The following is a 26603-nucleotide window of genomic DNA, read 5'->3' as shown; positions in this document are numbered from 1 at the left end:
ACAGGAGTACCCCATGGCCCTGACCGCCCACCAGCTGACGATGCGCTTTGGCGAGCGCCAGCTGTTCGAGATTGACCGGCTCGCCATCGCACCGGGGGATGCCATCTGGCTGCACGGAGCCAACGGGGTAGGCAAGACCACTTTGCTCAAGATCCTGGCGGGGCTGCTGGCCCCCACCCGCGGCCACACCAATCTGCCGGGACGCTGGCAGCAGCGGCTAAACCGGCTGCTCAAGCGGGATCTGGGGCCGGGCCGGGTCACCTATCTGCACCAGACCCCCTATCTGTTCGATCGCACAGTTCACGACAACGTGGCCTGGGCGCTCGATAAACAGCTCGGCAGCGAGATCCGGGTGTTCGAGGCGCTACGCCGGGTCGAGCTGGAGGGGCTGGCGCGGGAGCACATCAGCATTCTCTCGGGTGGCGAACGGCAACGGCTGGCAATGGCCCGCGCCTGGGCGCTGCAACCGGCCTTTCTGCTGATGGATGAACCCACCGCCAATCTGGACACACATTCGGTTGCCCTGATGGCCGCATTGGCGCAAGATCTGCGGGAACATGGCAGCGGCCTGGTCGTCATCAGCCACCAGAGCAACGCCCTGACCGACCTGTGCGAGCGGCAATGGACCCTCGCCCGTGGCCAGCTGCAAGAGACGACCCCTTTAAAAATCATCGAGCGACATGACTTCAAAAAGCGACAGCCACTCTGATCCCGTTGCCGTATCAGCAGTGATCCTGGCAGGAGGCCGCGCCACCCGGATGGGGGGCGAAGACAAGGGATGGGTAGCACTGGCGGGACGCCCTCTTATCGACCACGTTCTGGCGCGCCTGCGCCCCCAGGTGGATGAGGTGCTGATCAACGCCAACCGCAGTCAGGCCCGCTATCAGGCGCTGGCCCAGGTCATCAGCGATGACAACAACGACTATCTCGGCCCGCTGGCGGGCATGCAAGCAGGTCTTGCTGCCGCCCGTCACGACTGGGTGCTGTTTGTCCCCTGCGATGGCCCCGCCCTGCCGCTGGATCTGATGAGCCGCTTTCGCGCCGCCCTGACCCCGGATACCGAGCTGGTAGTTGCCCACGATGGCGACTGGCTGCAACCCGTGGTAGCCCTGCTGCACAAATCCCTGCTCCCCTCCCTCACCGCCGCGCTGGCAGAGGGTGAGCGCAAAATCGATATCTGGTTTGCCCGCCATAATATGGTGGTGGTGAGCTTTGCCGATCAGCCGGATGCCTTTATCAATCTCAATAGCCCTGCCGAGCTGGCCGCCTACGAGGCCCGTCTGCTCGCCCCCCAACAAGGAGTCACCTCATGACCCCGGCCCCCACCCTTCCCCTGCTCGGCTTCGCCGCCTGGAGCGGCACCGGTAAGACCACCTTGCTGGAGCAGTTGATCCCCCTGCTGGTGGATCGCGGCCTGCGCATCGGGGTGCTCAAGCACGCCCACCACGACTTTGATATCGACCAACCGGGCAAAGACAGCTATCGCCTGCGCAAGGCGGGTGCCCAGCAGATGATGGTCGCCTCCCGTCGTCGTCATGCTCGTATCATTGAAACGGAACTGGCCGAAGCCGATTTTCGCCAGCTGCTGGCAAGCTTCGATCAAACCAGCCTCGATCTGCTGCTGGTCGAGGGGTTCAAGCACGAACACTTCCCGAAAATCGAGCTGCACCGCGCCGAGATTGGCAAGCCGCTGCTCTTCCCCGAAGACGACGACATCATCGCGCTGGCCAGCGATCAGCCCCAACAGAGTGGCGAACAACAGCAGACAAGCCTGCCCCGCCTCGATATCAACGATCTAGCGGCCATTGCCGACTTCGTCTGTAGCTGGCTTGACGGCTGCCAGAGCAAGGAGCCTGAGGCGGGCAAGGGCTTTCTCTCGGTCGAGGCGGCCCGCAACGCCATTCTGGCGGCCCTCACCCCGAGCACGGCCTGCAGCGACAAACCGCTGGCCCAGTGCCACGGCGCCGTGCTGGCCGCCGATCTGATAAGCCCCATCAATGTGCCGCCCCACGCCAACTCGGCGATGGATGGCATTGGCCTTCGCAGCGACGATCTCGCCGCCGGCCGCTGGCAACTGGTGGGAGAAGTGCTGGCGGGCCAGCAGCGCCACGAGCCTGTGCTGGCCGGTCAGGCGGTGCAGATCATGACCGGCGCTCCGCTGCCCCCCGGCGTCGATACCGTGGTGATGCGGGAAGAGACGCATATTGAAGGTGAGTGGGTTACGGTCACCGCACCGATCCAGGCGGGACAGAATGTGCGCCTCGCCGGGGAAGATCTCGCCAAAGGTGCGGTCGCCATCCCGGCCGGTACCTGGCTTGGCGCCCCCCAGCTGGGGCTGGCGGCATCACTCGGTCAAGCCAGTCTCACTGTGCGCACCCCGCTGAAAGTGGCGCTGTTCAGTACCGGTGACGAGGTGCAGGCCCCGGGCGAGCAGCTCGCCCCCGGCCATATCTTCGACAGCAACCGCTTCACCCTGATGGCCCTTATCCGCGCCGCCGGTTGCGAGGTGATGGACCTTGGCATCATTCCCGATGACAAGACCATTCTGCGCCAGCAGCTGGAGCAGGCCGCCGCCAGCGCCGATCTGGTGTTGAGCTCGGGTGGGGTCTCGGTAGGCAACGCCGACTTTATCAAGCTGGTGCTGGCGGAGCTCGGCCAGATCGATTTCTGGCGCATCCAGATGCGCCCGGGTCGCCCGCTCGCCTTTGGCAAGCTGGGGCAGACCCCCTTCTTCGGCCTGCCGGGTAATCCGGTGGCGGCGATGATCTGCGTGCTGCAGTTTGTCGAGCCCGCCATCGCCCGCTTGCAAGGCAAGCGGTGGCAGCCGCTGCGCCTCTCGGCACTGGCAGACGAGAAGATGAAGAGCCGCCCGGGGCGCACCGAGTTTCTGCGCGGCATCTTTCATCAGGACCGCAACGGCCAGCTGCGGGTGCGCACCACAGGGCCACAGGGCTCCGGCATTCTCAGCTCCATGGCCGATGCCAACTGCCTGATCGAAATCGTACCGGACCAACCCGGGATCGCCATTGGCGAGCGGGTCTGGATCCACCCCCTGCAGGGACGACTGGCCTAAATCCCGGCGGGGCGTCGGCCGGATGCACGGCGCCCCGTCACCCACCTGACAGGAGGCAGACCGTGCGTCTTGATGCCCCCCTCTCCCGACTCGATCTGCTGGTCTATGGCCGCTACCGGATCGTCCATGGCCTGCGCATTGCACTCGCCTTTATGCTCACCTTTCTGCTGACCCGCGAGCTGAAACTGCCGGAGAGCACCTGGCCGCTGATAACCTTGGTGGTGGTGATGGGCCCCATCTCGTTCTGGGGCAATGTGCTCTCCCGCGCCCTGCAGCGGGTGGTGGGCACCATCTTCGGCGCCAGCTGCGGGATAGTGGCGCTCTATCTCGAGATCTACTCGCTACCGCTCACCCTGATCTGGTGCGGGTGCATCATGTTCCTCTGCGGCTATCTGGCCCTCGGCAAGCGCCCCTATGTGGGGCTGCTGATCGGCATCACCCTGGGGGTCACCATGGGGGCCATGCCGGGGGATATAGAGACGGCGCTGTGGCGCAGTGCCGACGTGATACTGGGCTCCCTGCTGGCGCTGCTCTTTTGCAGCATCTACCCCCAGCGGGCCTACAGCCACTGGCGCCTACAGTTGCACCAGATCCTGCAGCAGTCGGGGCGGCTCTATCACACCCACCTCTCCCCCAATGTGCTGGAGCGCCCGCGCCTCAAGCACAATCTCTCCCAGTTGCTGGCACAGACCGGCAAACTGCGGGCCCTGCTGGCCCCGGCGGCCAAGGAGACGCGCCACAGCGTCGCCCTGTTTGATGCGGTGCAGGTCACCATGCGCAACACCCTCTGCACTCTTGAGATGCTGGCCAACACCTACTGGAACGATCGGGAGAGCCACTTCCTGATGCAGAGCACGGCTGCTCTGCAAGCCTGCCATCTGGCCACCGAGGAGGCGATCAACCAGCTTGCCCTGATGATGCAAACCGGCGATGGTCGCGGCGCCGATGCCGCCATCGCCCGCCTGCACGAGGTAGCAACCCAGGTATCGCTCCCCCCCAATACCGAGGCCGCCATCAATGGCTACCTCTGGCTCAACGTCCAGCTGACCGAGCAGCTCACCCACCTGCGCCGCCTGCTGGGGCTGATCCTCACCCCGCCCCATCGCAAGCAGCCGGACTAGACCCAATGCAAAACGCCCCGCAGCTGCGGGGCGTTTTGCTGTCTGACTGGCCGTTTGGGCCATGAAGGCAGCAAATCTTAACTGGCATTGGCCAGCGGCTGCTCGGTGGTGAGGTAGAGGGAGAAATCCTGAATACCCGCCTGCAGGGCGGCAAAACAGTCAGGGTCTATTGCGGTGCCCAGATTCTCCGCCATCATCTCCAGCGCCTGCGGCACAGGGATGGCGCCGCGATAGGGGCGCTTGGCGGTGATGGCATCGAAGATGTCGGCTGTGGTGATGATGCGCGTCTCAAGGGTAATCTCGTCCCCTTTCAGCCCCTTGGGGTAGCCCTTGCCATCGAGCCGCTCATGGTGGGCGCCCGCCACTTGCGCCAGCTCCTCGAAGGCACCGATGCGGCTCAGGATCTCCTCGGTGTAGGCGGCATGCATCTGCACCGCAGCCCACTCCTGCGCATCGAGCTTGCCCGGCTTGTCGAGAATGGCGTTGCTCACCCCGAGCTTGCCCACATCATGGAGCAGGGCGCCCCGCTTGAGCCAGCGTCGACGCGGCTCGGACAACCCCATCTGGGTGGCAAGAATGTCGGTATAGAGCGCTACCCTGCCGCTGTGACCCGCGGTGTAGGGACTTTTGGAGTCCACCACCTGCCCGAAGGCCGCCGCGATTTCGTCCAGATAATCTTCATCCAGCGCTACCTCCCCTTGCCCGGCCGGGTGGACCAGCACCCACTCGGTCAGTCGGGGATCGGCCAGTCCTTGCCAGAACTCTTCGTCGGCCAGCGCTTCAAATTCCCGAACCAGTGCCGGATCAAACCAGCTGCCGCTGCGCTCGCGCAGCTCCTTGAGCGCCGCATCCGGGCCTGCGGCCGCGTGAAATACATCCACCACCTGACAGAGCAGGGCAATGCGGGAGAAGAGCGGGATCGCCTCACCAGCCAGTTGCAGGGGCCGACCTTTGCCATTCCAGTGTTCATCGAGGGAGAGAATGCCATCGGCCACCTCGTCACTGAAACGGAGCTGGCGAGCGATATCCGCCCCCCGATGACAGCGGGTCTGGATCAGTTCGTTGGCAATCTGGTCACCGTTGCGAAAGATATGAAACAGGCTGCGAAAACGTCCCAGCAGATCCGCCTGCAAGCCGGTGTGGCCCAGCACAAAGTTGACTACCTCGGAGAGGGAGCCATCCACCAGTTTGAAATCGCGTTTGAAGTGAAGATCGTCGGTGAGATAGAGATCGCAGATACGGGCAGCATTGCTGCTGCACCCAAGATCCTTAAGCAGGAGCGTGTAGTAGAGATCATGGCACAGCCGGGCGTCCAGTCCCAGCCGCTCTCCCAGACGGGAACCTATCCAGCAGCAGCGAATGCAGTGTCCTCTTGGTTGCCCCTCAGTCATATCGAGCGCATGACTGAGGGAACCAATCAACTCCGCCAATCGCAATCCATTCACCGTCATAGTCTACTCCCTTAGACATCATGGCGATTTTGCCAGCAGATTAGGTATACCCCATCTGAAGCTGGAACGATCTGGATTCAGTTGAATTTAGGCAGCAGCTTTACCCTGATTAGCCCGCTCTTCCAGCTCTGCGCGGCTCAGGGTAGATACAAAGCGGCCATCGAAGTAGATATCCATCAGCTCACCACGCTTTTCGCCACGCATCATGCTGCGGCGACCATCCAGATAGTGCACCTCCATCTGGGCGGTATGCTCGTCCGGGTAGCTGATCTCCACCTCGCGCACCCCTTGTGGCAGCATGGCCAACGGCACCGTCTTGAGGGCCGGATCCAGATGCTGGTTCACCTTGATCACCGGATCGGCTTTCATGTCCACCACAGCCGGAGATTTGCCGGTGATGGGGTTCTTGCCAGACCAAAACTCGATGGTATTGAATACAAACAGGTCAGCGGTCGCGGCCAGACCGTAGACAGGGGAGAGCAGCATAAAGACCCCGGCACGAGCGTAGCGGTTATCCACCACGCTCAGGTTGCCCTTGGTGACCATGCCGGAAAGCCCCATCTGCCCCATACAGCCGCCCAGCCCCATGCTCGCGACCATAACCAGCAGGGCCATTGCCCGCCCCTTCTGTTGTAATGCCATCGTGTTCTGTTCCTGCTCTGAAATAAATGAGGCGGCAAGCCTAATCAAGGGGCCAGAAGAGGACAATTCACAATGGCGGGACGATACAGGAGGGGTTCAGATTGACGTACCAAGTGAGCAATAAATAAGCACCGATAGGATTGTCATCCGACCGGTGCCTTGTTCAACAACCAATAACCGTCAGGAGCCGATGGCCAGATTGGAGACTGTCTCGGTCACATTGATGGCGCCCTGCTCGATCTGTGACATCACGCCACTCACCTCGCCGATCTGCTCCTTGCCACGCTGGGCACTGGTGGCCACCTCATTGATGTTGCCGGTGATCTGGGCCGTCAGTTCGCGGTTTTTCTGAACCACGCTGGCGATCTCGCCGGTCGAGAGGGAGGTGCGCGCAGCCAGCTGACGTACTTCGTCAGCCACCACCGCAAAACCGCGCCCCTGATCGCCGGCCCGGGCAGCCTCAATGGCGGCGTTAAGGGCCAGCAGATTGGTCTGCTCGGCAATACTGCTGATGGTCGAGACGATGGCTTCAATGCTTTTCGACTGCTCATTGAGCTGGCCAATCAGGCCGGAAGTGCGACTCACCTGTTCGGAAATGGCGCTGGAGATGGCAACCGATGCCGCCAGCAGTTCAGACCCGGTTTCGGCAAAGCGGGTGGTCTCCTGCGAAATGGTCTGGGCTATGTTGGCCGCCTCGCTCACTGCCTGGGCGCGCTTGATCCGCTCTGTCACCTCACTGGCAAACTTGATCACCTTGACCACCTTGCCGCTCTCATCCTTGATGGGGTTGTAGGTAGCCTCCAGCCAGATCTCGTTGCCGTGGCTGTCACGGCGACTGAACAACCCCGACTTGAGCTGGCCGTGGGCCAGATCGTCCCAGAAGTGGGGTTGCTCGCGATAGAAGCTCTCATCGCAAAACAGCCTGTGATGCTGCCCCTTGAGCTGAGAAAGGGAGTAACCGACGCAGGAAAGGAAATTCTGATTGGCCGTCACAATCTCCCCCTTGGGGGTGAACTCGATAATGGCGAGCGCCCGATCGAGTGCCGAGATGATCGCTTTCTGACGACTCAACTGCTGATAACTCTCGGTGATATCGGAGGCTATCTTGACGACCCTGACCACCTTGCCCTCAACCTTGACCGGGAAGTAGGTAGCCTCCAGCCACAACTCCCTGCCATGTTTGTCAATGCGCTGGTAGATGCCACTGTGGGAATGCCCCTGACGCAACTGTTCCCAAAACTGGGCATAGGAGGATGACTGGGCGTAGTGGGCATCACAAAAGATCCGGTGGTGTTTACCAATCACCTCCTGCTCGCTATAGCCCACCACACTCAGAAACAGCGGGTTCGCCTCCAGGATCTCGCCGCTTGGAGTGAAACTGATGGTAGCGACACCGACTTTTACTGCATCAATAAATGCCTGGGCCTGGGCCAACTGCATTTGACACGCTTGTAATTCCGCTTTGAGTTTGAAGTTGAACATCTTGCCCTGCCCCTCTGTTACCTGGTTACAACTACGTCACATCTGCATGAACTTTAGACGAGAAACCATAGAGATAACGGGGCCCATCGATTAAGGTGCCAGGTCCCACTCCAGATAGGCCGGATTGGCGACAAAGCCGATCCGCTCATAGAGAGGGCGCCCCTGCTCGCTGGCATGGAGCCACACCTTGCCCAGCTGACGCGCTCTGGCGAAGGCCGTTATGGCATCGAGCAGCGCCGTGGCGATCCCCTGCTGGCGCCATTGTGGCCGCGTATACATATTTAGCAGATACCCCTCCATCCCCGCCAGATTGCCGGGATAGGGCGGCCGTTCAAATAATGCCAGCGTCCCTGCCGCCACGATCTGTTTGCCGCCCTCCTGGGTATCGGCCTCAGCCAGCCAGGATAAAGCGCTCTCTTCACTCATCGCCCGGGTGAAATAGTCAAGGGTGGCCTGCCACAAGGCCGGGTCTGCCTGCGGCGTCACCAGCTCACCGACCTCACAAAACAGCTCCATGCGCAGCGCCACCAGTGCGTGAATATCTGCGGCCCTTGCTTGACGAATAATCATTGGCTGCTCCTTTTCTCTCATGGGAAATTTCGCCGGCCGTCATTATGACAAAGAGCGCCTTGTGGCGCTCTTTGTGATTGGGAAAATCACTGATAAATCAATGGCTGCGACGAGTCAGCCAATAATCCAGGCTCAGCACACCGCCGCCCCAGATGATCAGGGTCAGCAGCATCCAGCCCCACAGCTGGTGATCGTAAAAGCCACCCGCCCAGAGGGTCGGGTAGGAGATCACCGCCATGATATTGAAGCCAAACAGCAGCAAGGCGGCCGGGCGAGTAAAAAGCCCCGCCAGCAGGAAGAGCGGCAACAGCAGCTCGGTCGCTGTCCCCAGATAAGCAGCCCACAACCAGGGCAGCAGGGGCACCTGATACTCGGATTCAAACAGATAGAGGGTGGAATCCCACGCCGTCAGCTTGAGCCAGCCTGAAGTGATAAAAACCGACGCGACCCACAGCCGCGCCAACAACAGCACACCAGCGCTGCTCCAGCGCGGCAAATCACCACTTGAGCTGGCCAGCGCCAGCCATTTGTTTGCCATCATGGCATTACCTCCATATCCACCAGCAGACCAAGGGTTATCAGGCGAGTGAGATGTTCACTGGCCGCAGGGTCGGCCGCCAGCAGATCGACTAGCGCCGTACCAGCGAGACATCCCTGCAGCAGCGCCCACTCACCAGCCGTCAGGGGCAAGGGGGCAACCCGGCAATCCGGCTGTTTCTTCAATGCCAACCAGACGGGGGCATCAAGCACCTCCACCGCTTCGCCACCGTGCAGCGCCATCTGCCACAGGGCCAGCACCGGATAATCGCTGGCAACCAGCAGCAGATCAGTGGCTGGCAAGAGTCGCAGCCGCTCCCATTGTTGCGGCGATAATGCGGCCAGACGCTCGGCTGGCCAGCAGCGTGATTCCAGCGGCAGCAGACTGGCACGCTCAAGCTGCCATTCGAACTGAGCCAGCTCCTCCAGCCAGGGCAGTCCGGTTGTAGTCGGCAAGCGGGCCAACCATTGGCCAAATCCGGCGCCATAGTGCATGACGCTCCCTTCCCTGAGCGGCTCGGCCAATACGAAGCCACGGGCCGCCGCTGCAAAAAAGTCATCCCCGACCATAGCCTTGACGGCGGGATAACTGCTCGCCAGCACCTCGCCAAGGCTCAGGATGAAGTGGTTGCGATAGACCTGCAGCACAGATTCGGCAGGAAAGAGCCGGGAGCTGATGTGAGGGGCAATGGCGTCAGGCTCCCCCAGCAGACCGTCAGCAAAGTGCTGTTGCAGTTGTGCCAGTTCAGCCATGGGCTACCTCCCGTGGTGCACTCATGGCGCACGCCTCATCCAGAATGGCGCTGGCCTGCGCCGCCTCTGCCAGCAAGACCGGCAGCGGCGGGATCTCGAGGTCCCACTCAATCAGGGTGGGAATGGCCTGCTTGCGGCAGATCTGGCGATAGAGTTCCCAGACCGGCTCCACCACAGGGGCGCTGTGGGTATCGATATAGAGGGAGCCTTCCGGCAGCTGCTTCTCGGTATAACCGGCCAGATGGATCTCCCCGACGGTGGCGAGATCGATCGCCGCCAGATACTCATCGCAAGAGAAACCGTGATTGAAGGCACTGACATAGAGATTGTTGAGGTCGAGCAGAATGCCGCACTCGCTGCGCTGCTGCAGCTCGGCCAGAAATGCCCACTCGCTCATCTCCCCGGGCAGTTGCAGATAGGAGGAGGGATTTTCAATCAACATGCGGCAACCCAGAGTCTGTTGTACCTGCTGGATCTTGTCGCTCATGTTGCGCAGGGAGGCGCGGGTATAGGGCACCGGCAGCAGATCGTTGAAGTAACGCCCACCAATGCTGCCCCAGCTGAGATGTTCGGAGATCCGTACCGGTTTGATCGCCGCAGCCAGTGTCGACAACTGCTGCAGATGGTGCGGATCGAGCGGGTCGGCAGAACCGAGGGACATGCCAACGCCGTGAAGACTGACGGGGTAGTGCTGCGCCAGTTCGGCGAGCACCTGAAAACCGTGACTGTGCCGTTCGAAGTAATTTTCACTGTGCACCTCCAGCCAACCGACTGTCGGCAGGGTTTGCCGGATCTCATCGTAATGGGGAGTGCGTAATCCGATACCAATCAAAGGGTTCATCGCAAGACTCGCTTTCGCCAATCAGAGAAGATGCAGGGGGCGACCCGTTGGCCATCCCCTGCCCGATGTCTCTTACTTGGGTTGCAGCGAACCGCCGACCAGCTTCTCGCACAGCCCTTTGGGCATAACCACAAAGGCATCACCCTGAGCATCTTCCTTGGCAGTACCGGCGCAGGAGCTGCTCTTGGTCGCACAGTCATTTTTGCTGGCCTTGACCACGCCGTAGCACTTCTCCTTTTCATCGGCAGCCATGGCTGGTGCCGCGATAAATTGGGCGCCCAGCGCCAGCAGACCGGTTATGGCGGAGGCGATAGCAGTGCTTTTTTTAACATTCATGTTCATGTTCCTTTTGATGTCGTTGGATGTTGCTGATATCCCCGATTTGTCGCAACCGGGTACCTGCAATAGAACCGGCAAACGGGATATTCCCTTTCAAAAAAAACACAAAAAGAGTTAAAAAACCCAAAGGCAAACACTCAATGAATTGATTTTAAACAACTATTTCATCATTGAAAATTTCTCGACGACCACCCATTAATGAACGAGGAAAGTGCTATATGGTGCTTTCATCCCGTTAATCTTCTTCACTGCTTCAATCAAAAGAGATGCGTCAGACATAAAAAAACCCCGCCAACAGGCAGGGCTGGATGCAACTTTAAAGAAACAGGAATAAACAATCTGAGTAGTGTTGGGAGCCAGGAGTTGCGGCAAACAGATAAAAAAAGAGACAGCTTTGGCTGTCTCTTTTTGCACATGGTGCGAATGGGGTTTAGTAGAAGATCCGCTCGCCACGCTCGCTCATTTTGAGCCACACCGGTTTGGTGCTGGTTTTGTTCCAGATCCGGTGCAGATAGCTGTAGAAGCGGGCACGATCGCTGCGAAACAGCATCAAGGGGAAAGCCAGAATGCCCACCAGCAATACATAAATGCGACGAAGAATAATCTGAGTCAGGGAAAAGGGATGAAACATGATGTAACTCCTTACTGGTAAGACCACTGAGCAAAGATTACCCCACTCTATGTAGGATTACTACATCACCAACGCATTTTTTTATAAAAAAATGGTGAAAAACGGGAAATACTGAAAACGGGTTACGTTATTAACCAACAGTTAACAAACTTGCGAAAATCGTGCGCTTTGCCACAGTTATCAGGGGAAAAACATGCAGTAGGGAGACACGCATGAAACTGCCGGAAGTGGCACTGCTGGTGCTGATGGTTGCCCTGACACGGGCACAACTGGAGGAGTGGCAACTGAATCGGGAAGATGCCATCGTGCTGGCCGAACGGGGCGTGCCCACCGTCAGCCTGTGGCAATGCGGCACACTGAAGCAACGGATTGCGGATCTCAACCAGCACAGCGCCGAGGTGCAGTTTCAATATCGGGGGCAAAACATGGCGGATGTGAGCCACTATCTCGAGCGCGAGTGGAAACAGGCTGGCTGCGAACAGTTACTGGTACAGCAAGGATACTGACCAAGGCTCAGACTCGAAGAGTAATGATTGAGATGAACAGAGAGAACATGGAGGCACGTTCCGGAGTCGAACCGGACTAAACGGATTTGCAATCCGCTGCATAACCGCTTTGCTAACGCGCCATGCTGACAAGACTGATTGTCTTGAAAGTGAGTTCCATCGTTGGTGCGATGGAAAATTGGAGCGGGAAACGAGACTCGAACTCGCGACCCCGACCTTGGCAAGGTCGTGCTCTACCAACTGAGCTATTCCCGCGTTACTGCTTTCGTGCCAGTTGCCTGACAACGAGGCGCATTATACGTACCACGAGCGCCAGCACAACCCCTTTTTCGCAATTTAAGCCCTGATGCAGACTGTTTGCTCAGGGTTTAAACGCCTTGCTGCATTTTTCTCCAGCCAGCTGTGACCCACCAAGCGAATTTGGGATAAAGTCGTTGAAATGATTACGCTTTCGTTCGAGACTTGAGCGGCTTAATAACCGGATTCTCAATTGAAAATCACAAGATGAAATGGATCTTCACGCTTCGTGGGCTCAGGCCGCAGTTAATGCTGGCTTTTTTCATGTTGGGCATGGTGCCCTTTTTGGTCATCACCCTCTTCTTCCTATACAGCCACGGCAAGGATCTCACCACCCAGACCTCCAACCACCTGGTCTCCGTTCGTAATATCAAGAAGAGTCAGCTCGAGGATTACTTCAACAACCTCAAAGAGCAGATCATCAACTTCTCCCAGCAGGATTTTGCCGGCAACAGTATCGGCCGTTTCTATGGCTTTACCGGCGCCTTCGAGAAGTTGGGCACCACACCGCAGGAGGCCCGCAGCCGTGCCCAGGCCCGCTATCTGCCAGGCTCCTGGGATCAACTGCGCAAACCGGACAGCCAAGTAGAGATCGAACCCTCCATCACAGCGCTTATCCTCGCCGACGAGATGTATGGCCGGGTGCACCAGCGCTTTCATCGCGGCTATGCCGACATGGTGCGCAAGTCCAACTACAGCGACATCTTTCTGGTGGACCTCAACGGTGATGTGGTCTATTCGGTCACCAAGCACCCTAACTTTGCCACCAATCTGCTCTCCGGACCTTATCAGGGCAGTGGCTTGGGCCAGACCTTCGCCAAAATCAAACGCCGCCTCGATGGCGGCCAGAAACCGCAGCAGATCTTCGAGTTCACCGATTTTGGCCGCAACGAGCTGACCGGGCAGGTGGTCGCCTACATGGCGGCGCCCGTGATGCAGTACGACTATGTGCGCGGGGTGGTGATTTTCGAGCTGTTGCCGGACAAGCTCAACCAGATCATGGCGGAGCGGGAGGGGCTGGGCGAGACCGGCGAAACCATCCTGATCGGCCCGGACAAGCGGATGCGCGCCGATGCCTGGCTGGCGCCGGAGTTCAGCGTCGAGAACAGCTTCAGCCCTAACTTCCGGCCGCTGCAAACACCCCTCATCACCAAGACGCTCTCCGGCGAGCAGGGGGTCGGGCTGTTCCACTCCTATCAGGATGACGAGGTGCTGGCCGCCTACACCCAGGTGAAGGTGTTCGATACCGAGTGGGCCTTTATTGCCGAGATCTCCACCCGGGAAGCCTATGCCCCGATCCGCCAGCTGGAAACCCTGGTGATTGTGCTGGGTGCGGGCTCGGTACTGCTGCTGATCCTCTTCTCCCGCTGGCTCTCCCACTCCATCACGGCGCCGCTGCGCTCCTTGACCGAAGCAGCCGAGCAGGTGGCCGACGGCGCGCTGGATCACCCCATCGCCATCGAGCGCACCGGTGATGATATCGACAGGCTGGCCGAGGCGTTTCGCCATATGCAGCGCTCGGTGAAGGACAAGATCGAGCTCATCGAGCAGCAGACCCAGGAGCTGCAACAGCAGGTCAAGCTGACCCACAAGCAGAACCTCAGCCTGCAGCAGGCGGATAAACTCAAGGATGAACTGCTGGCCAACACCTCCCACGAGCTGCGCACCCCCATTCACGGCATCAAGGGGATGGCCGAGTCCATGCTCGCCAGTCAGCAGGATTTGACCGAAGGGCAGCAAAAGCAGCTCGGCCTCATCATCAAGAGCGCCGACGGCCTGGCCCGTCTGGTGGACGATCTGCTGGACTACCACCAGATGCGCTACGGCCAGCTGGAGATCCACTCCCAGCCCGTCTCATCCAAGGGGGTTATCCGGTTGGTGCTGGATCTCTGCCAGCATCTGGTGCAGGCCAAACCCCTCACTCTGGTGGATATCAGCCCGGCCGAACTGCCGCCGGTGCTGGCCGACGAGCAGCGGCTCGAACAGGTGCTCTACAACCTGGTGGGTAACGCCATCAAGTACACGCCGCAGGGCAAGGTGGTGCTCAGTGCCATCGTCGAGAACAACTTCCTGCGCATCAAGGTCACCGATACCGGCATCGGCATCGCCCCCGATCATCTGGAGCACATCTTCGAGCCGCTGGTGCAGATGAGCCCGGAGGTAAGCAAGCAGGGAGCCGGCCTTGGTCTCTCCATCACCCGTCAGCTGGTGCACCTGATGGGGGGCGAGCTGTTCGTCGAGAGTGAGCCGAGCGTTGGCTCTACCTTCGCCTTTACCCTGCCCCTTGCCACCTGCAAAGCGGCCAATCTGACTCTCGACAGCCGCCAGATCGAGCATCAGCTGGTGCGCCAGCAACCGCTGATCCTGCCGGACTGGGAGAGCGACGATCTGCCCCCTCCCCCCGAGGATGCGCCGCTCATTCTGGTGGTGGATGACGAGCCCATCAACCTGCACATCCTGCGCCATCTGCTGCAGCCCTGCGGCTACCGCATCCTGCCCAGCAGTGACGGCCACGATGCGCTGGCCAAGCTGGCCGAGGAGCAGGTGGACCTCATCCTGCTCGATGTGATGATGCCGACCCTTTCCGGTTTTGACGTCTGCCGTCGCCTGCGCCAGCAACACCCGAAAGATATGCTGCCGGTGCTGCTGCTCACCGCCCTCAACCAGCCCAAGGATATCGAGGAGGGCTTCGGGGCCGGTGCCAACGACTATCTGGTCAAACCCTTCTGCAAGGAAGAGCTGTTTGCCCGGGTCAAGGCACTGCTGGAAGCCAAGGCCGGACGCGCCTCGCTGGTAGAGAACCGGCTATTGAAGCAGGAGATCGAACATCGCCTCACCCTGCAGGATCGACTGCATCAGGATCAGCAGCGCCTGCTGGCCCTGCTCGGCGAAGGGGCCGACCCCATGATCTTTATCGACGAGCAGGGCACAGTGCTGTTTGCCTCCCGGGTGATGGCACGCCTGCTGGGGCAGGAGCCGGAAGCCATGGAGGGGCAGCCCCTCAATGAGTGGCTCGCCACCCCGCTGCAACAGCAGTGGCCCGACCTTGCCAGCGAGCGGGAACACAATCTGGAGTTTCTGGTAGCCGGGCAAAAAGATGTGCTCAACGCCCGTGCCCTGCCCATCGCGCTCGGAGGACAGGCCGCTTTCGCCCTCACTCTGAGTACCGAGCTGCGTCAGGATGAGAACCGGGTAATGGCGCTGGAGAACGCCCTCAAGAACCTCTCGCGGCAAGCCATCATCGAAGATGAACAGCTGCTGGGCGAGCTGAGCCGCCTGGGTGGCGAGTTCCGTTCGCTGGCCGACGACCTCATTCGCCAGCAGGATGACGAGCCGCTGCGCCGTGCGCTGGTAGAGACCATGCAGCTCACCCTGGATGCCTGGCAGCAGGGGACCGGCAAGGGCAAAATCGTGCTGGCGGAGAAGAGCAAGCTGTGGCGGGTCTATATGGACAGATCCAGCCCGCAGACCCGCACCCTCGACAAATACCTGAGTCTGGACACCCTGCCCAAGTCGCCACGCTGGAAGACGGTCGTGGCCACCACCGAGTATGTGCTGGGCCACTGCCCGCTCAATGACCACCAGCGCCAGCAGTTGCAGCACAGCGCCCAGACCCTGCGTCAACTCGCCAACCGCAAGCCGTGACACGGCGCCCTAAACGGGCGCCGGATCACAATTGGCAATCTGGTTTCTTTTTATGCAAAACAAAGCCCCGCCCGACCACGAAACCGAGAGCAGATCCAATTCACAAATTTGTCATATACGCCATTTTCACAGCCACTTTCTGCGCGAGAGCAAATAACGCAAACCAATGATTCTAAAAAGATAAAAAAGCATTTTGACGAGATTGACGTAACACCGTCAATTTTTACGAAAACAACGAAATCAATAGTTGTTGTTTTCCTGTTAATTCTGGTTTGCTTAGGGCGTTGGAAAACAGAACGACAAAGGTTAGACACCTGACCAACACAGAGGGCCGATTTCATCAGCATGCGAAACCGGTGCTCACACAAAACAAGGCGAACCCTCGGGAATGCCAAAAAATAAGAAAGGAAAACATATGCTTGCCAAAGTATCCAAAATCTCTACCGCTGTAATGCTGGGAACCATGATGCTTGCCGGTGCCGCCGGTAACGCCATGGCCGCAGAAAACAAAACCGTGCTGACCATGGTTGCACAGCAGGAAACCGCCTGGGTCAAGAACTTCAACCCCTTCCTGCAAGCGGGCTTGCTGCACACCACCCGTCACTTCATCTATGAGCCGCTGGTGATCTTCAACGATATGCAAGGGGGCAAACCCGTCTATCGTCTGGCCACCAACTATGCGTTCAGCGATGACCTGAAATCCGTCACCTTCGATCTGCGTGACGGCGTGAAGTGGTCTGACGGCGAAGCCTTTGATGCCGATGACATCATCTTCTCCTTCAATCTGGTCAAGGCCAACAAGGCGCTGGATGAGCGCTCAATCTGGACCCAGATCAAGAGCGTCGAGAAGCTGGCCCCCAACAAGGTCAAATTCGACCTGACCGAGGTCAACACCAACGTGGTGAATGATCTGGTGCTGGTCCCCATAGTGCCGGAGCATCAGTGGAAATCGGTGAAAGATCCGGTTGCCTTCACCAACGACAAGCCGGTTGGTACTGGCCCCTTCACCGAAGTGGACAACTTCTCCGCCCAGCTCTATACCCAGTGCCGCAACCCGCACTACTGGGATAACGCCAACCTCGCCATCGACTGTCTGCGTATGCCGCAGATGGCCACCAACGACCAGGTGCTGGCTGCTGTCATGAAAGGTGACATCGACTGGTTCGGCTCCTTCGTGCCGGATATCGAGCGCCTCTACGTCGGCAACGATCCGAAGAACAACAAATACTGGTTCCCGGCCTCTGGTACCGTGGCGTTCAACGTCAACTTCCAGACCAAGAACCCGGGCAATAACGAAGCCTTCAACGACATCAACTTCCGCCGCGCCTTCTCCATGGCGATGGACCGCCAGTCCATGGTGGATATCGCAGGCTACGGCTACCCCACCGTCAACGAGTACCCGTCAGGTCTGGGCAAAGCCTTTGACTCCTGGAACAACCCGGAAGTGGACAAGAAGTACGGCAAGTACAACAAGTTCGATCTGGAAGGGGCCAAGGCCCTGCTGAAAGAGGCAGGCTACAAGGATTGTGACGGCGACAAGTTCCTCGACACCCCGAGCTGCAAAAAGATCGAGTTCAAGGTTCTGGTGCCGAACGGCTGGACCGACTGGGTCAACACAGTACAGATCGGTGTAGAAGGGCTGCAGGCATTGGGCCTGAATGCCAAGACCGCCACCCCGGAAGCGACCGTCTGGACCGAGAACCTGATCACTGGTGACTTCGACGTCGCCCTGCAGGGTTACTTTGCCGGTGCCAACCCGCACAAGTACTTCGAGACTGCGTTCCACTCCCGCAACATGGGTGACCGTGGCAACCGCTTCGCCGCGCCCCGTTACAAGGATCCCGAACTCGACAAGCTGATCGATGACTTCACCCAGACCGCCGATGCGGCCAAGCAGAAGGAGATCATGTTCGCCATCCAGGATCGTGTCGGTGCCAACCAGACCATCATTCCGGTCTTCAACAACCCGACCTGGTACGAGTACAGCACCAAGCGCTTCAACGGCTGGTTCAGTGCTGATAACCCGGTAGCCAAACCTCAGCTCCACCCGGACACCCCTGAGCGTCTGCTGCACGTGTTGTCCCTCAAGCCAAACAGCTAAACAATCCCGGCCCCCTGCGGGGGGCCATCTTCCCCGTTAACCCCTTTCTTGCCCGGCACCGCCGGGGTTGGGGTAGCTATACCCGACGCGGGGCAGACTTGCAGTAAAAGGTACTATCATGGGATTCATACTGAGACGCTTTTCCTTCTATCTGGTTGCCTTTCTGGTAGCCGCCACCATCAACTTCCTGTTACCCCGTGCCATGCCAGGGGATCCTGTCTCCGTGATGTTTGCCCGCGCTGGCGCCATGATGGAACCCGCCGCCCTGGAAGCCCTCAAAGCCACCTTCGGCTTCGTAGACGGCCCCATCGGCACCCAGTTTCTCACCTATGTGAAGAGTGTCTTCACCTGGGATCTCGGCACCTCGGTGCGCTTCTACCCGCAGCAGGTCTCTGACGTGCTGGGCCGTGCCATCGGCTGGACCCTGTTTCTGGTCGGCACCTCCACCATCCTGAGCTTCTCCCTCGGTTCCATCGTCGGCATCTTCGCCGCCTGGTATCGCGGTGGCCGGATGGACAGCATTCTCTCCCCGCTCACCCTGGTGATGCAGGCCATTCCGCCGGTGGTGGTCTCCCTGCTCGCCCTGTTCCTGTTCGGGGTCAGCCTCGAGTGGCTGCCCATCGGCTACGCCTACAGCCCGGAGATCAAGGCTGACTGGGGCTGGGAGCACATCAAGAGCATCATGACCCACGCCATCATGCCGGTGCTGACCCTGGCCGTGGTACAGGTGGGGGGCTTTCTTATCACCATGCGCAACAACATGATCAACCTGCTGGGCGAGGATTACATCACCATGGCCAAGGCCAAGGGGCTCTCCAGCAACCGGGTGATCTTCAACTACGGCGCCCGCAACGCCATTCTGCCCAGCGTCACCGCCCTATCGATGGCGCTCGGCTTCGTCATCGGTGGCTCTCTCATCACCGAAGTTATCTTCAACTATCCCGGCCTGGGCCTGACCCTCTATCAGGGCATTCTGGCCCGCGACTACCCGCTCATTCAGGGGCAGCTGCTCATCATGACCATCACCATGCTCAGCTTCAACTTCCTGGCCGACGTGCTCTACGTCTTCCTGGATCCCCGTCTGCGTACAGGAGGCAAATAAGATGCGTATGCCGACCATTCTCAAGATCCTGCTGGGCAACAAGAAGGCTGCCTGTGGCCTCGCCATCGTGGTTGCCTTCGTACTGATGGCCCTCTTTGCCCCCATTCTGGCCAGCAACGAGCCGACCAAACGGGTGGCTCGCCCGCACCAGCCGCCCAGTGCCGAGTTCGTGATGGGTTCAACCCGCATGGGCCACGATATCTGGGCCCAGTTCACCAACGGCGCCCGTATCTCGCTGCTGGTGGGCTTCAGCGCAGGCCTGCTGGTCTGCACCCTGGCCGTCGCCATCGGCATCACCGCCGGTTACTTCGGTGGTCTGGTGGATGAATGCCTCACCTTCCTGATGAACGTGGTGCTGGTGATCCCCAACCTCCCCTTGCTACTGGTGCTGGCGAGCTTTATCGGGGAGGCGTCACCGGCGGTAATTGCCGTGATAATAGGGTTGACCTCGTGGGCCTATGGCGCGCGGGTCATCCGGGCCCAGACCCTGGCGCTGCGCGAGAAGGAGTTCGTCATCGCCGCCGAAGTGCTGGGCGAGCCGGCCTGGCGCATCATTCTGGTGGAGATCCTGCCCAACCTCATCTCCATCATCGGGGTGAGCTTTATCGGCTCCATCATCTACGCCATCGTCACCGAAGCGACTCTGGAGTTCCTCGGCCTTGGCGACCCGACCGTAGTGAGCTGGGGCATCATGCTCTACAACGCCCAGACCTCCAGCGCCATTCTGGTCGGCGCCTGGTGGGAGATCCTGGCTCCCTGCTTCGCCATCGCCACTCTGGGTGCCGGTCTGGCCCTGCTCAACTTCGCCATCGACGAAATTGCCAACCCGCAGCTGCGCTCCCACAAAGGACTCAACCGCTGGAAGAAACTTGCCACACCGGTCGCAACACCACTCTCTGCCGCACAGGAGAAGACAGCATGAACAAGCATCCCCTGCTGTCAGTACGCAATCTTTGCGTCGACTACATCACCGAAAATGGCGACGTGCGCGCCGTCAACTCGGTGAGCTTCGATATCAGACAGGGCGAGATCTTCGGTCTCGCCGGTGAGTCGGGTTGCGGCAAATCCACCGTCGCCTTCTCGGTGGCCCGGCTGCACAAGCCGCCCGCCTACATCAGCGGTGGCGAGATCCTGTTCAAGGGGGAGAATATCCTCCACTACAACGACGAACGGTTGCGCTCCTACCGCTGGCAACAGGTGTCGGTGGTGTTCCAGTCCGCCATGAACGCCCTGAACCCTGTGCTGCGGATGGAGGAGCAGTTCTGCGACGTGCTGCTGGCCCACAACCCCGGCATGACCCGTTACGAGGCGATCAAGCGCGCCCAGGAGCTGCTCACTATCGTCGATATCCACCCGAGCCGGCTCAAGGATTACCCGCACCAGTTCTCCGGCGGCATGCGTCAGCGGCTGGTGATTGCCATCGCCATGGCGCTGAACCCTGAGCTGCTCATCATGGATGAGCCAACCACGGCGCTCGATGTAGTGGTACAGCGGGAGATCCTGCAGAAGGTCTATGCCCTGAAAGAGAAGTTCAACTTCTCCATTCTGTTCATCACCCACGACCTCTCCCTGATGGTGGAGTTCTGCGATCGCATCGGCATCATGTATGCCGGTGAACTGGTAGAGGTCGCTCCCTCCAAGGCGATCCTGACCGCGCCGCTGCACCCCTATACCAGAGGGCTCGGCAACTCCTTCCCGCCCCTGCACGGGACGAAGAAGGTGCTGGAGGGGATCCCGGGCACCCCGCTCAACCTGCTGGAGGTGCCGGTCGGCTGTCGCTTTCAGGCCCGCTGCGGCAAGGTGCACGATCGCTGCCGTCAGGAGTACACCAGATTGGCCGAGATCCGTCCCGGGCAACAGACCGCCTGCCACCTCTATGAGAAGCAGGGACTGCAACAAGATTCCGTGATCTATCTGGACAAGGCCGCTGGCTGTTAAGGATGTCTGTCATGCAAATCGCCAAAACCGATGCACCCATCATCGAAGTCCAGCACCTCTACAAGGACTTCCCCATCAACTCCAATGCCATCAAGAGTGGCAAGATGCGGGCACTCTCCGACATCACCTTCAACCTGCACCGGGGCCGCGCCCTGGCGGTGGTCGGGGAGTCGGGCTCCGGCAAGAGCACCATCGCCAAGATCATCGCCAAGATGTACAAGCTCAGTGCCGGGCGCATTCTCTATCGCGGCCACGATCTGGAGGAGTTCAACAAAGGCACCGCCCTGCTGGACTATCGCCAGAGCGTGCAGATGGTGTGGCAAGATCCGTTCGGTTCGCTCAACCCGACCCACACCATCTACCACCATATCGCCCGCCCCCTGCTGCTGCACAGCAAGGTGATCGACAAGAAAGATCTGCCCGACATGGTCTACGCCCTGCTGGAGAAGGTCGGCCTGACTCCTGCCAAGGCGACCGCGGCCAAGTATCCGCACCAGCTCTCCGGCGGCCAGCGCCAGCGGGTCAACATCGCCCGCAATCTGGCAGTTGAGGCGGAAGTGGTGCTGGCGGACGAACCCACCTCCATGCTCGACGTCTCCATTCGCATCGGCATCCTCAACCTGATGGAGCAGATGAAGAACGAGCTCGGCGTCTCCATGCTCTACATCACCCACGACATCGCCACCGCCCGCTATGTGGCGGAAGATCTGGCGGTGATGTATGTGGGGCACATGGTGGAGTGGGGCGAGGTGGACGAGATCCTGCATCACCCGCAGCACCCCTACACCCAGCTGCTCATCTCGGCGGTGCCCGACCCCGAGAAGAGCATCCACGCCGAGCTGGAGGGTGGCCGCAAGGGGGAGATCCCGCTCTGGACGCCGGAGTCCTGCGGTTGCCCCTTTGCCGGGCGCTGCAATCAGGCGATGCCCCGCTGCAAGGAGGCGCTCCCCCCTATCACCAAGCTTGCCGACAACCACTTCGTGCGCTGCTACCTCTACGAGTGAAGGTGAACCCGATACCGGCCGGACAACCCTGTCCGGCCATGCCTCGATACGGGGCGGCCACAGCCCCGTGATGTGCCTCACCGCCCGGCGGTGAACCACAGGAGTAATACCTTGATGGAACTCTTGATCAATCAGGTGGGCTACGAGTGCGACGGACACAAGGTCGCCCTGTTGCAAACCTCCCCCGCCCCTGATCTCGGCGGCTATGTCAGGCTGCAACGCCTCGATGATGGCCAGATCCTGTTTGAAACTCCGCTGCAACCGGCTAGCAGCGTCCCAGGCTGGCAGGGCCGCGCTTACTGGCGCGCCGACTTCTCCGCCTTCAAAGAGCCCGGCCACTATCGGCTGGAGGCGATCACTGCCCAAGGCATTGTCCGTTCAACCCGTTTTGCCATCGGCCAGGATCTGCTGGCCAGCCGCTGTCTCTCCGATGTCATCCACTACTTCAAGGGGCAACGCGCCAGCGGCACCTTCGATCGGGCCGACCGCAGCGCCCGCCTGTTTGGCACCGACCAGCACAAAGATGTGCACGGCGGCTGGTTCGATGCCAGCGGCGACATGAGCAAGTACCTGAGCCACCTCTCCTACGCCAACTACCTCAACCCCCAGCAGACCCCCATGGTGGTGTGGGCTCTGCTCAAGTGCCGCGAACTGCTGGCCCCGCGCCGCGATATCGACGGGGTGAACCTCTGCAAGCGGCTCAATGACGAGGCGCTGCACGGCGCCGATTTCCTCTGCCGGATGCAGGATGAGTCGGGCTTCTTCTACATGACCCTGTTCGACAAGTGGAGCAAGGACCCTGCCCAGCGCGAGCTGTGCGCCTATGCCACCCAGCAGGGGCTCAAGTCCGCCAACTGGCAGGCGGGTTTTCGCCAAGGGGGCGGCATGGCCATCGCCGCGCTGGCCCGCGCCGCCCGCGAGAGCGTCAGCGGCGACTTCGATGCCAGCCGCTACGCCGAGGCAGCCAAACGCGGCTACCTGCATCTGCGCGAACACAACCTCGCCTACCTCGATGACGGGGTCGAGAACATCATCGACGATTACTGCGCCCTGCTGGCAGCGGTGGAGCTGACCCGCACCTTCGGCAACGAGTGGCTGAATGAAGCGAGAGTCCGTGCCAGCAAGCTCTGTGCCCGCCAGCGCCCTCATCCTGAGCTGGGTCACTACTGGTCGGCCAACGAGGATGGATCGCGCCCCTACTATCACGCCGCCGAGGCGGGCCTGCCGGTGCTGGCGCTGCTGGAATATCTGGGCGTAGAGCCGGAGCAGGAGCACAAGGCCCAAGCACAGACCGTGGTGGAACAGGCGCTGGCCGCCGAGCTGGCGCTCTGTGCCCGCGCGGGCAACCCCTTCTCCCTCGCCCGCCAATATGTCAAAGGGGTGGATGAAGCGCCGCGCGTCAGCTTCTTTATGCCCCACAACAACGAATCCGGTTACTGGTGGCAGGGGGAGAATTCCCGCCTCGCCTCTCTGGCGGCCATGGCCTTTGCTGGCGCCCGCCACTTCCCCCGCCAGAGCCAGCCGCTGCTCACTTATGGCCAGCGCCAGCTCGACTGGATCCTCGGGCAAAACCCCTTCAACGCCTGCATGCTGGCGGGCCACGGCATCAACAACCCCGCCTATACCGCCGGGTATCCCAATGCGCAGGGGGGGATCTGCAACGGCATCACCGCCGGGTTTGATGACGAAAACGAGGTGGCTTTTATTCCGGAGGAGTACAAGGATCGGCTGGATCAGAACTGGCGCTGGGGAGAGCAGTGGATCCCCCACGCAGCCTGGTTTGCCCTTGCCATCACCTGGCTGAATGCGCAGGGAAATGGAGGTCGCCATGATTGAGTTCTGGGTCGGCGTCGATGGCGGGGGCACCCACACCCGCGCCCGCATTCGGGATCGGGCGGGCAAGCTGCTCGGAGAGGGGCGCGCGGCAGGATCCAATCTGGAGCTGGGCATCCCCCATGCCCACGCCAATGTGCTGGCCGCCATCGCCAGCGCCCGCCTTGCCGCCGGGATCGCTATCGAGAGTGAACAGCAGATGGGGGTCGGACTGGCGCTCGCCTCCGCCGAGCTGGCCGACTGCTATCACGCCCTGCTCGAGATGCCCTTCCCCTTCGCCAGCGTCAGGCTCACCTCCGATGCCTTCGGTGCTTGCCTCGGCGCCTTTGGAGGTCGTGAAGGGGCCATCCTCATCGCCGGTACCGGCTCGGTGGGGCTAGTCTATCAGGAGGGGCAGATCCGCACCTGCTCCGGCCGCGGCTTCCCCATTTCAGACATAGGCAGCGGCGCCTGGCTGGGGCTGCGCGCCATCCAGCAATCCCTGCTCTGCCACGACGGCATTCTGCCCCCCAGCACCCTCGCCATCCGCTTGATGGATCGCTTCAAGCGTGATCAGGCCGAGGTGGTTCGCTGGGCCGCCCGCGCCATTCCGGCGGACTATGGCCACTTTGCCCCTTGGGTATTCGATGCCGCCAGCGATGGCGACGAGCTCGCCAATCAGCTGTTGGACGAAACCTGCGAACAACTGCGGATCCTGCTGGAGGGAATGACCCAGCTGGGTGCCAGACAGATCGCCCTGCTGGGGGGGATTGGCACCCGCCTCGCTCCCCGTCTCGGCCAGCTCAACCTGATCCCCCCCCAGGCAGATGCGCTCGATGGCGCCATCCTGTTTGCCCAATCAGAGGATTTTCCATGTCTACACCCCTGATCCACACCCAGGTAGCCCGACGTGACGGCGAGGATGTCTGGTTCACTTTCACCCTCTCCCACATGCCGGATACCCGGTGGAAGCTGCACTTCTGTCTGGCTCGCCATATCGACCCCGACTCCTTGCAAGGGGGCGAGCTGGAGCGCCAGAGCGGCAGCTACAAGGTGATTGTCCCAAAAGCTGGCAGCTGCGAGCTGCGCTTTTGCTGCCGCCAGACGCCCATCAAGAAGCTCTCCGACATGCCTCAGGGCTTTTTTCTCAGCCTGCCGGAGGCCGCCACAGGTGCCCAACTGCTGCCGGTGACGCTGGCCGCTCAGGATCTCGGACTGGAAAACCCGCCAGTAACCCGCCCCGACCTGCCGGATGTCGAGCCCCAGCCCGGTATAGTGCCGCAACCGGCCCATCTGGTACTGCTGGAGGGGAACTTCCGGCTGGCCGAGCGGGCTCATGTCAGCGCCCCCCGCGATGTGCCGAAGCTGCTGGCCCACTTTAACGAGCTGACGTCGCTGGCGCTGGAGCAGGATCACGACGCTGAAATCCGGCTGACCGAGGCCAAACTGGCCCCCGAAGCCTATCAACTCACCATCACGCCGCATGAGGTGGTAATTGCCGCCGCCGACGAAACGGGTTGGCGCCACGGGCTGGTGACTTTGGCCCAGTGGTATCTGCAACATGGGGAGAGCCTGCCCTGCGTCACGCTGGAGGATGCCCCGCGCTTTGGCTTTCGCGGCATTTTTCTCGACTGCGCCCGCCACTTCCACACTCCGGCCACCATCAAGCGCTTGCTCAAGCTGATGAGCCTCTACAAGTTCAACCGCTTCCACTGGCATCTGACCGATGACGAGGGGTGGCGACTCGAGATCAAGGCCTTCCCGGCACTGACCGACGTGGGTGCCTGGCGCGGCCACGATCTGGCGATCGACCCCCAGCTCAGCGGCGGTGCCGAACCCTATGGCGGCTACTACACCCAGAGCGAGGTGAAGGAGCTGGTGCGCTATGCCAGTGAGCTCGGCATCACCGTCATTCCCGAGATCGACATCCCGGGCCACTGCCACGCCGCCATCAAGGCGCTGCCCGAGTTGCTGATCGAAACGGCGGATCACTCCCGCTACCGCTCGGTCCAGCATTTCGATGACAACGTGCTCAACCCCGCCCTGCCCGGCACCAACCGCTTCCTGGAGGCGGTGCTGGACGAGGTGTGCGAGCTCTTCCCCGGTCCGCAGATCCACATGGGGGGTGACGAGGTGCCGACCGGGGTCTGGACCGACAGCCCCGCCTGCCAGCAGCTGATGACCGAACAGGGCTACGCCGACTGCCGCGAGCTGCAGGGCCATCTGCTGCGCCACTGCCAGCGCTATCTGGCCGCCAGAGGCAAACAGATGATCGGCTGGGAGGAGATCCTGCATGGCGACAAGGTGAGCCGCAAAGCGGCCATCTGTGCCTGGACCAGCTTTCAGGCGGGGTTGGATGCTGCCGCGGCCGGTTATCCTGTGGTGATGGCGCCCGCCCAGTTCCTCTATCTCGATCTCGCCTGGAGCGCCGATATTCATGAACCCGGCCTCTACTGGGCGGGGACCCTCAATCTGGAGCAGGTTTATGCTTGCGATCCTGCCCCAGCAGATTTCCATGCCAACGATAACATCCTCGGGGTGCTGAGCCCCTTGTGGTCAGAATTGATCACCAGCCGTGATCGTCTCGACTACATGTTGTTCCCGCGCATGCTGGCCACGGCCGAGGTGGCCTGGAGCGATCCCGCCCACAAGGGCTGGGAGCACTTCGCCGCCCGCCTGCCGGGTCAGCTGCAGATCCTCGATCAGTTGCAGGTGCGCTACCGGATGCCACAGAGGTAATGTTGTCTCTACTTTGGCG

General features: G+C 60.7%; 23 protein-coding genes and 2 tRNA genes. 14 read left to right on the top strand and 11 right to left on the bottom strand.

Going from position 1 to position 26603, the window contains the following annotated elements:
• Positions 1-13: 13 nt before the first annotated feature.
• The 4 genes from ACB035_RS00220 to ACB035_RS00205 all read left to right on the top strand — a co-directional run bounded on the left by ACB035_RS00220 (position 14) and on the right by ACB035_RS00205 (position 4194).
• Positions 14-709 carry an energy-coupling factor ABC transporter ATP-binding protein gene (locus tag ACB035_RS00220; protein WP_005362120.1) on the top strand — a complete coding sequence of 232 codons (696 nt, stop codon included), beginning with the start codon at positions 14-16 and terminating at the stop codon, positions 707-709.
• A complete protein-coding gene (mobA, locus tag ACB035_RS00215) occupies positions 681-1313 on the top strand; it encodes a molybdenum cofactor guanylyltransferase MobA (RefSeq protein WP_100645363.1) in 633 nt (210 codons plus the stop codon). Before ACB035_RS00220 ends, mobA begins: the two co-directional genes overlap by 29 nt.
• Complete coding sequence (locus tag ACB035_RS00210; RefSeq protein WP_371166396.1) at positions 1310-3073, top strand: bifunctional molybdopterin-guanine dinucleotide biosynthesis adaptor protein MobB/molybdopterin molybdotransferase MoeA; 1764 nt, start codon at positions 1310-1312, stop codon at positions 3071-3073. The genes mobA and ACB035_RS00210 overlap by 4 nt, the downstream gene beginning before the upstream one ends.
• Before the next feature lie 62 nt (positions 3074-3135).
• Complete coding sequence (locus tag ACB035_RS00205; RefSeq protein ID WP_371166395.1) at positions 3136-4194, top strand: FUSC family protein; 1059 nt, start codon at positions 3136-3138, stop codon at positions 4192-4194.
• Between the two features lie 77 nt (positions 4195-4271).
• Here ACB035_RS00205 and ACB035_RS00200 read toward each other — a convergent pair whose 3' ends face one another.
• From ACB035_RS00200 to ACB035_RS00160, 9 genes are all read right to left on the bottom strand, one after another.
• On the bottom strand, positions 4272-5645 hold the full coding sequence (locus ACB035_RS00200; protein WP_371166394.1) for an HD-GYP domain-containing protein: 1374 nt from the start codon (positions 5643-5645) through the stop codon (positions 4272-4274).
• Between the two features lie 87 nt (positions 5646-5732).
• Positions 5733-6287: a DUF3332 domain-containing protein gene (locus ACB035_RS00195; RefSeq protein ID WP_075114839.1), complete on the bottom strand. Its 555-nt coding sequence runs from the start codon at positions 6285-6287 to the stop codon at positions 5733-5735.
• 180 nt (positions 6288-6467) lie between these two features.
• Positions 6468-7769, bottom strand: coding sequence for a PAS domain-containing methyl-accepting chemotaxis protein (locus tag ACB035_RS00190; protein ID WP_270660335.1), 1302 nt, complete (start codon positions 7767-7769; stop codon positions 6468-6470).
• A 90-nt stretch (positions 7770-7859) separates the two neighbouring features.
• Positions 7860-8339, bottom strand: coding sequence for a GNAT family N-acetyltransferase (locus ACB035_RS00185; RefSeq protein ID WP_371166393.1), 480 nt, complete (start codon positions 8337-8339; stop codon positions 7860-7862).
• Positions 8340-8436: 97 nt separating this feature from the next.
• The gene (locus tag ACB035_RS00180; protein ID WP_128814774.1) at positions 8437-8880 is read right to left on the bottom strand and encodes a DoxX family protein; all 444 of its coding nucleotides are present in this window, start codon (positions 8878-8880) and stop codon (positions 8437-8439) included.
• The gene (locus ACB035_RS00175) at positions 8877-9629 is read right to left on the bottom strand and encodes a putative DNA-binding domain-containing protein (RefSeq protein ID WP_371166392.1); all 753 of its coding nucleotides are present in this window, start codon (positions 9627-9629) and stop codon (positions 8877-8879) included. Before ACB035_RS00175 ends, ACB035_RS00180 begins: the two co-directional genes overlap by 4 nt.
• Entirely contained in the window at positions 9622-10470 is an 849-nt protein-coding gene (locus tag ACB035_RS00170; protein WP_371166391.1) for a DUF692 domain-containing protein, read from the bottom strand. The genes ACB035_RS00175 and ACB035_RS00170 overlap by 8 nt, the downstream gene beginning before the upstream one ends.
• 72 nt (positions 10471-10542) lie before the next feature.
• Entirely contained in the window at positions 10543-10806 is a 264-nt protein-coding gene (locus ACB035_RS00165; protein ID WP_139437569.1) for a DUF2282 domain-containing protein, read from the bottom strand.
• Between the two features lie 433 nt (positions 10807-11239).
• Complete coding sequence (locus ACB035_RS00160; protein WP_371166390.1) at positions 11240-11440, bottom strand: YbfA family protein; 201 nt, start codon at positions 11438-11440, stop codon at positions 11240-11242.
• A gap of 212 nt (positions 11441-11652) precedes the next feature.
• Here ACB035_RS00160 and ACB035_RS00155 point away from each other — a divergent pair, with 212 nt between their 5' ends.
• Entirely contained in the window at positions 11653-11946 is a 294-nt protein-coding gene (locus ACB035_RS00155) for a hypothetical protein (RefSeq protein WP_005347702.1), read from the top strand.
• Between the two features lie 48 nt (positions 11947-11994).
• Here the strand turns inward: ACB035_RS00155 and ACB035_RS00150 are convergent.
• Together ACB035_RS00150 and ACB035_RS00145 are read right to left on the bottom strand one after the other, a co-directional pair.
• Positions 11995-12068 (bottom strand) — tRNA-Cys (locus ACB035_RS00150).
• A 57-nt stretch (positions 12069-12125) separates the two neighbouring features.
• Positions 12126-12201: transfer RNA gene (locus tag ACB035_RS00145), tRNA-Gly, on the bottom strand.
• Between the two features lie 249 nt (positions 12202-12450).
• Here ACB035_RS00145 and ACB035_RS00140 point away from each other — a divergent pair.
• The 9 genes from ACB035_RS00140 to ACB035_RS00100 all read left to right on the top strand — a co-directional run bounded on the left by ACB035_RS00140 (position 12451) and on the right by ACB035_RS00100 (position 26584).
• Entirely contained in the window at positions 12451-15888 is a 3438-nt protein-coding gene (locus ACB035_RS00140; protein ID WP_371166389.1) for an ATP-binding protein, read from the top strand.
• Positions 15889-16303: 415 nt separating this feature from the next.
• Positions 16304-17989 (top strand): ABC transporter substrate-binding protein, encoded by a 1686-nt coding sequence (locus ACB035_RS00135; RefSeq protein ID WP_005362139.1) that lies wholly within the window; start codon positions 16304-16306, stop codon positions 17987-17989.
• Positions 17990-18107: 118 nt separating this feature from the next.
• On the top strand, positions 18108-19091 hold the full coding sequence (locus tag ACB035_RS00130) for an ABC transporter permease (protein WP_005334871.1): 984 nt from the start codon (positions 18108-18110) through the stop codon (positions 19089-19091).
• 1 nt (position 19092) lies between these two features.
• Entirely contained in the window at positions 19093-20013 is a 921-nt protein-coding gene (locus ACB035_RS00125; protein WP_076491356.1) for an ABC transporter permease, read from the top strand.
• Entirely contained in the window at positions 20010-21029 is a 1020-nt protein-coding gene (locus ACB035_RS00120; protein ID WP_371166388.1) for an ABC transporter ATP-binding protein, read from the top strand. The genes ACB035_RS00125 and ACB035_RS00120 overlap by 4 nt, the downstream gene beginning before the upstream one ends.
• 11 nt (positions 21030-21040) lie before the next feature.
• The gene (locus tag ACB035_RS00115) at positions 21041-22033 is read left to right on the top strand and encodes an ABC transporter ATP-binding protein (protein ID WP_005362145.1); all 993 of its coding nucleotides are present in this window, start codon (positions 21041-21043) and stop codon (positions 22031-22033) included.
• A gap of 114 nt (positions 22034-22147) precedes the next feature.
• Positions 22148-23869: a glycoside hydrolase family 9 protein gene (locus ACB035_RS00110; protein ID WP_371166387.1), complete on the top strand. Its 1722-nt coding sequence runs from the start codon at positions 22148-22150 to the stop codon at positions 23867-23869.
• Complete coding sequence (locus ACB035_RS00105) at positions 23862-24734, top strand: BadF/BadG/BcrA/BcrD ATPase family protein (protein WP_005347722.1); 873 nt, start codon at positions 23862-23864, stop codon at positions 24732-24734. The genes ACB035_RS00110 and ACB035_RS00105 overlap by 8 nt, the downstream gene beginning before the upstream one ends.
• A complete protein-coding gene (locus ACB035_RS00100; protein ID WP_371166386.1) occupies positions 24719-26584 on the top strand; it encodes a beta-N-acetylhexosaminidase in 1866 nt (621 codons plus the stop codon). The genes ACB035_RS00105 and ACB035_RS00100 overlap by 16 nt, the downstream gene beginning before the upstream one ends.
• Positions 26585-26603 lie beyond the last annotated feature (19 nt).

Source organism: Aeromonas sp. S12(2024) (assembly GCF_041402305.1).
GTDB lineage: Bacteria > Pseudomonadota > Gammaproteobacteria > Enterobacterales > Aeromonadaceae > Aeromonas > Aeromonas veronii.
The sequence above is the reverse complement of the archived record's forward strand: the minus strand, read 5'-3'. Positions and strand labels throughout refer to the sequence as shown.

Coding starts and splice junctions, on each gene's coding strand:
- ACB035_RS00180 (WP_128814774.1), bottom strand. CDS start 8,880: ATGATGGCAAACAAATGGCTGGCGCTGGCCAGCTCAAGTGGTGATTTG.
- ACB035_RS00135 (WP_005362139.1), top strand. CDS start 16,304: ATGCTTGCCAAAGTATCCAAAATCTCTACCGCTGTAATGCTGGGAACC.
- mobA (WP_100645363.1), top strand. CDS start 681: ATGACTTCAAAAAGCGACAGCCACTCTGATCCCGTTGCCGTATCAGCA.
- ACB035_RS00195 (WP_075114839.1), bottom strand. CDS start 6,287: ATGGCATTACAACAGAAGGGGCGGGCAATGGCCCTGCTGGTTATGGTC.
- ACB035_RS00160 (WP_371166390.1), bottom strand. CDS start 11,440: ATGTTTCATCCCTTTTCCCTGACTCAGATTATTCTTCGTCGCATTTAT.
- ACB035_RS00140 (WP_371166389.1), top strand. CDS start 12,451: ATGAAATGGATCTTCACGCTTCGTGGGCTCAGGCCGCAGTTAATGCTG.
- ACB035_RS00185 (WP_371166393.1), bottom strand. CDS start 8,339: ATGATTATTCGTCAAGCAAGGGCCGCAGATATTCACGCACTGGTGGCG.
- ACB035_RS00115 (WP_005362145.1), top strand. CDS start 21,041: ATGCAAATCGCCAAAACCGATGCACCCATCATCGAAGTCCAGCACCTC.
- ACB035_RS00190 (WP_270660335.1), bottom strand. CDS start 7,769: ATGTTCAACTTCAAACTCAAAGCGGAATTACAAGCGTGTCAAATGCAG.
- ACB035_RS00120 (WP_371166388.1), top strand. CDS start 20,010: ATGAACAAGCATCCCCTGCTGTCAGTACGCAATCTTTGCGTCGACTAC.
- ACB035_RS00125 (WP_076491356.1), top strand. CDS start 19,093: ATGCGTATGCCGACCATTCTCAAGATCCTGCTGGGCAACAAGAAGGCT.
- ACB035_RS00210 (WP_371166396.1), top strand. CDS start 1,310: ATGACCCCGGCCCCCACCCTTCCCCTGCTCGGCTTCGCCGCCTGGAGC.
- ACB035_RS00105 (WP_005347722.1), top strand. CDS start 23,862: ATGATTGAGTTCTGGGTCGGCGTCGATGGCGGGGGCACCCACACCCGC.
- ACB035_RS00100 (WP_371166386.1), top strand. CDS start 24,719: ATGTCTACACCCCTGATCCACACCCAGGTAGCCCGACGTGACGGCGAG.
- ACB035_RS00130 (WP_005334871.1), top strand. CDS start 18,108: ATGGGATTCATACTGAGACGCTTTTCCTTCTATCTGGTTGCCTTTCTG.
- ACB035_RS00155 (WP_005347702.1), top strand. CDS start 11,653: ATGAAACTGCCGGAAGTGGCACTGCTGGTGCTGATGGTTGCCCTGACA.
- ACB035_RS00110 (WP_371166387.1), top strand. CDS start 22,148: ATGGAACTCTTGATCAATCAGGTGGGCTACGAGTGCGACGGACACAAG.
- ACB035_RS00175 (WP_371166392.1), bottom strand. CDS start 9,629: ATGGCTGAACTGGCACAACTGCAACAGCACTTTGCTGACGGTCTGCTG.
- ACB035_RS00165 (WP_139437569.1), bottom strand. CDS start 10,806: ATGAATGTTAAAAAAAGCACTGCTATCGCCTCCGCCATAACCGGTCTG.
- ACB035_RS00200 (WP_371166394.1), bottom strand. CDS start 5,645: ATGACGGTGAATGGATTGCGATTGGCGGAGTTGATTGGTTCCCTCAGT.
- ACB035_RS00220 (WP_005362120.1), top strand. CDS start 14: ATGGCCCTGACCGCCCACCAGCTGACGATGCGCTTTGGCGAGCGCCAG.
- ACB035_RS00170 (WP_371166391.1), bottom strand. CDS start 10,470: ATGAACCCTTTGATTGGTATCGGATTACGCACTCCCCATTACGATGAG.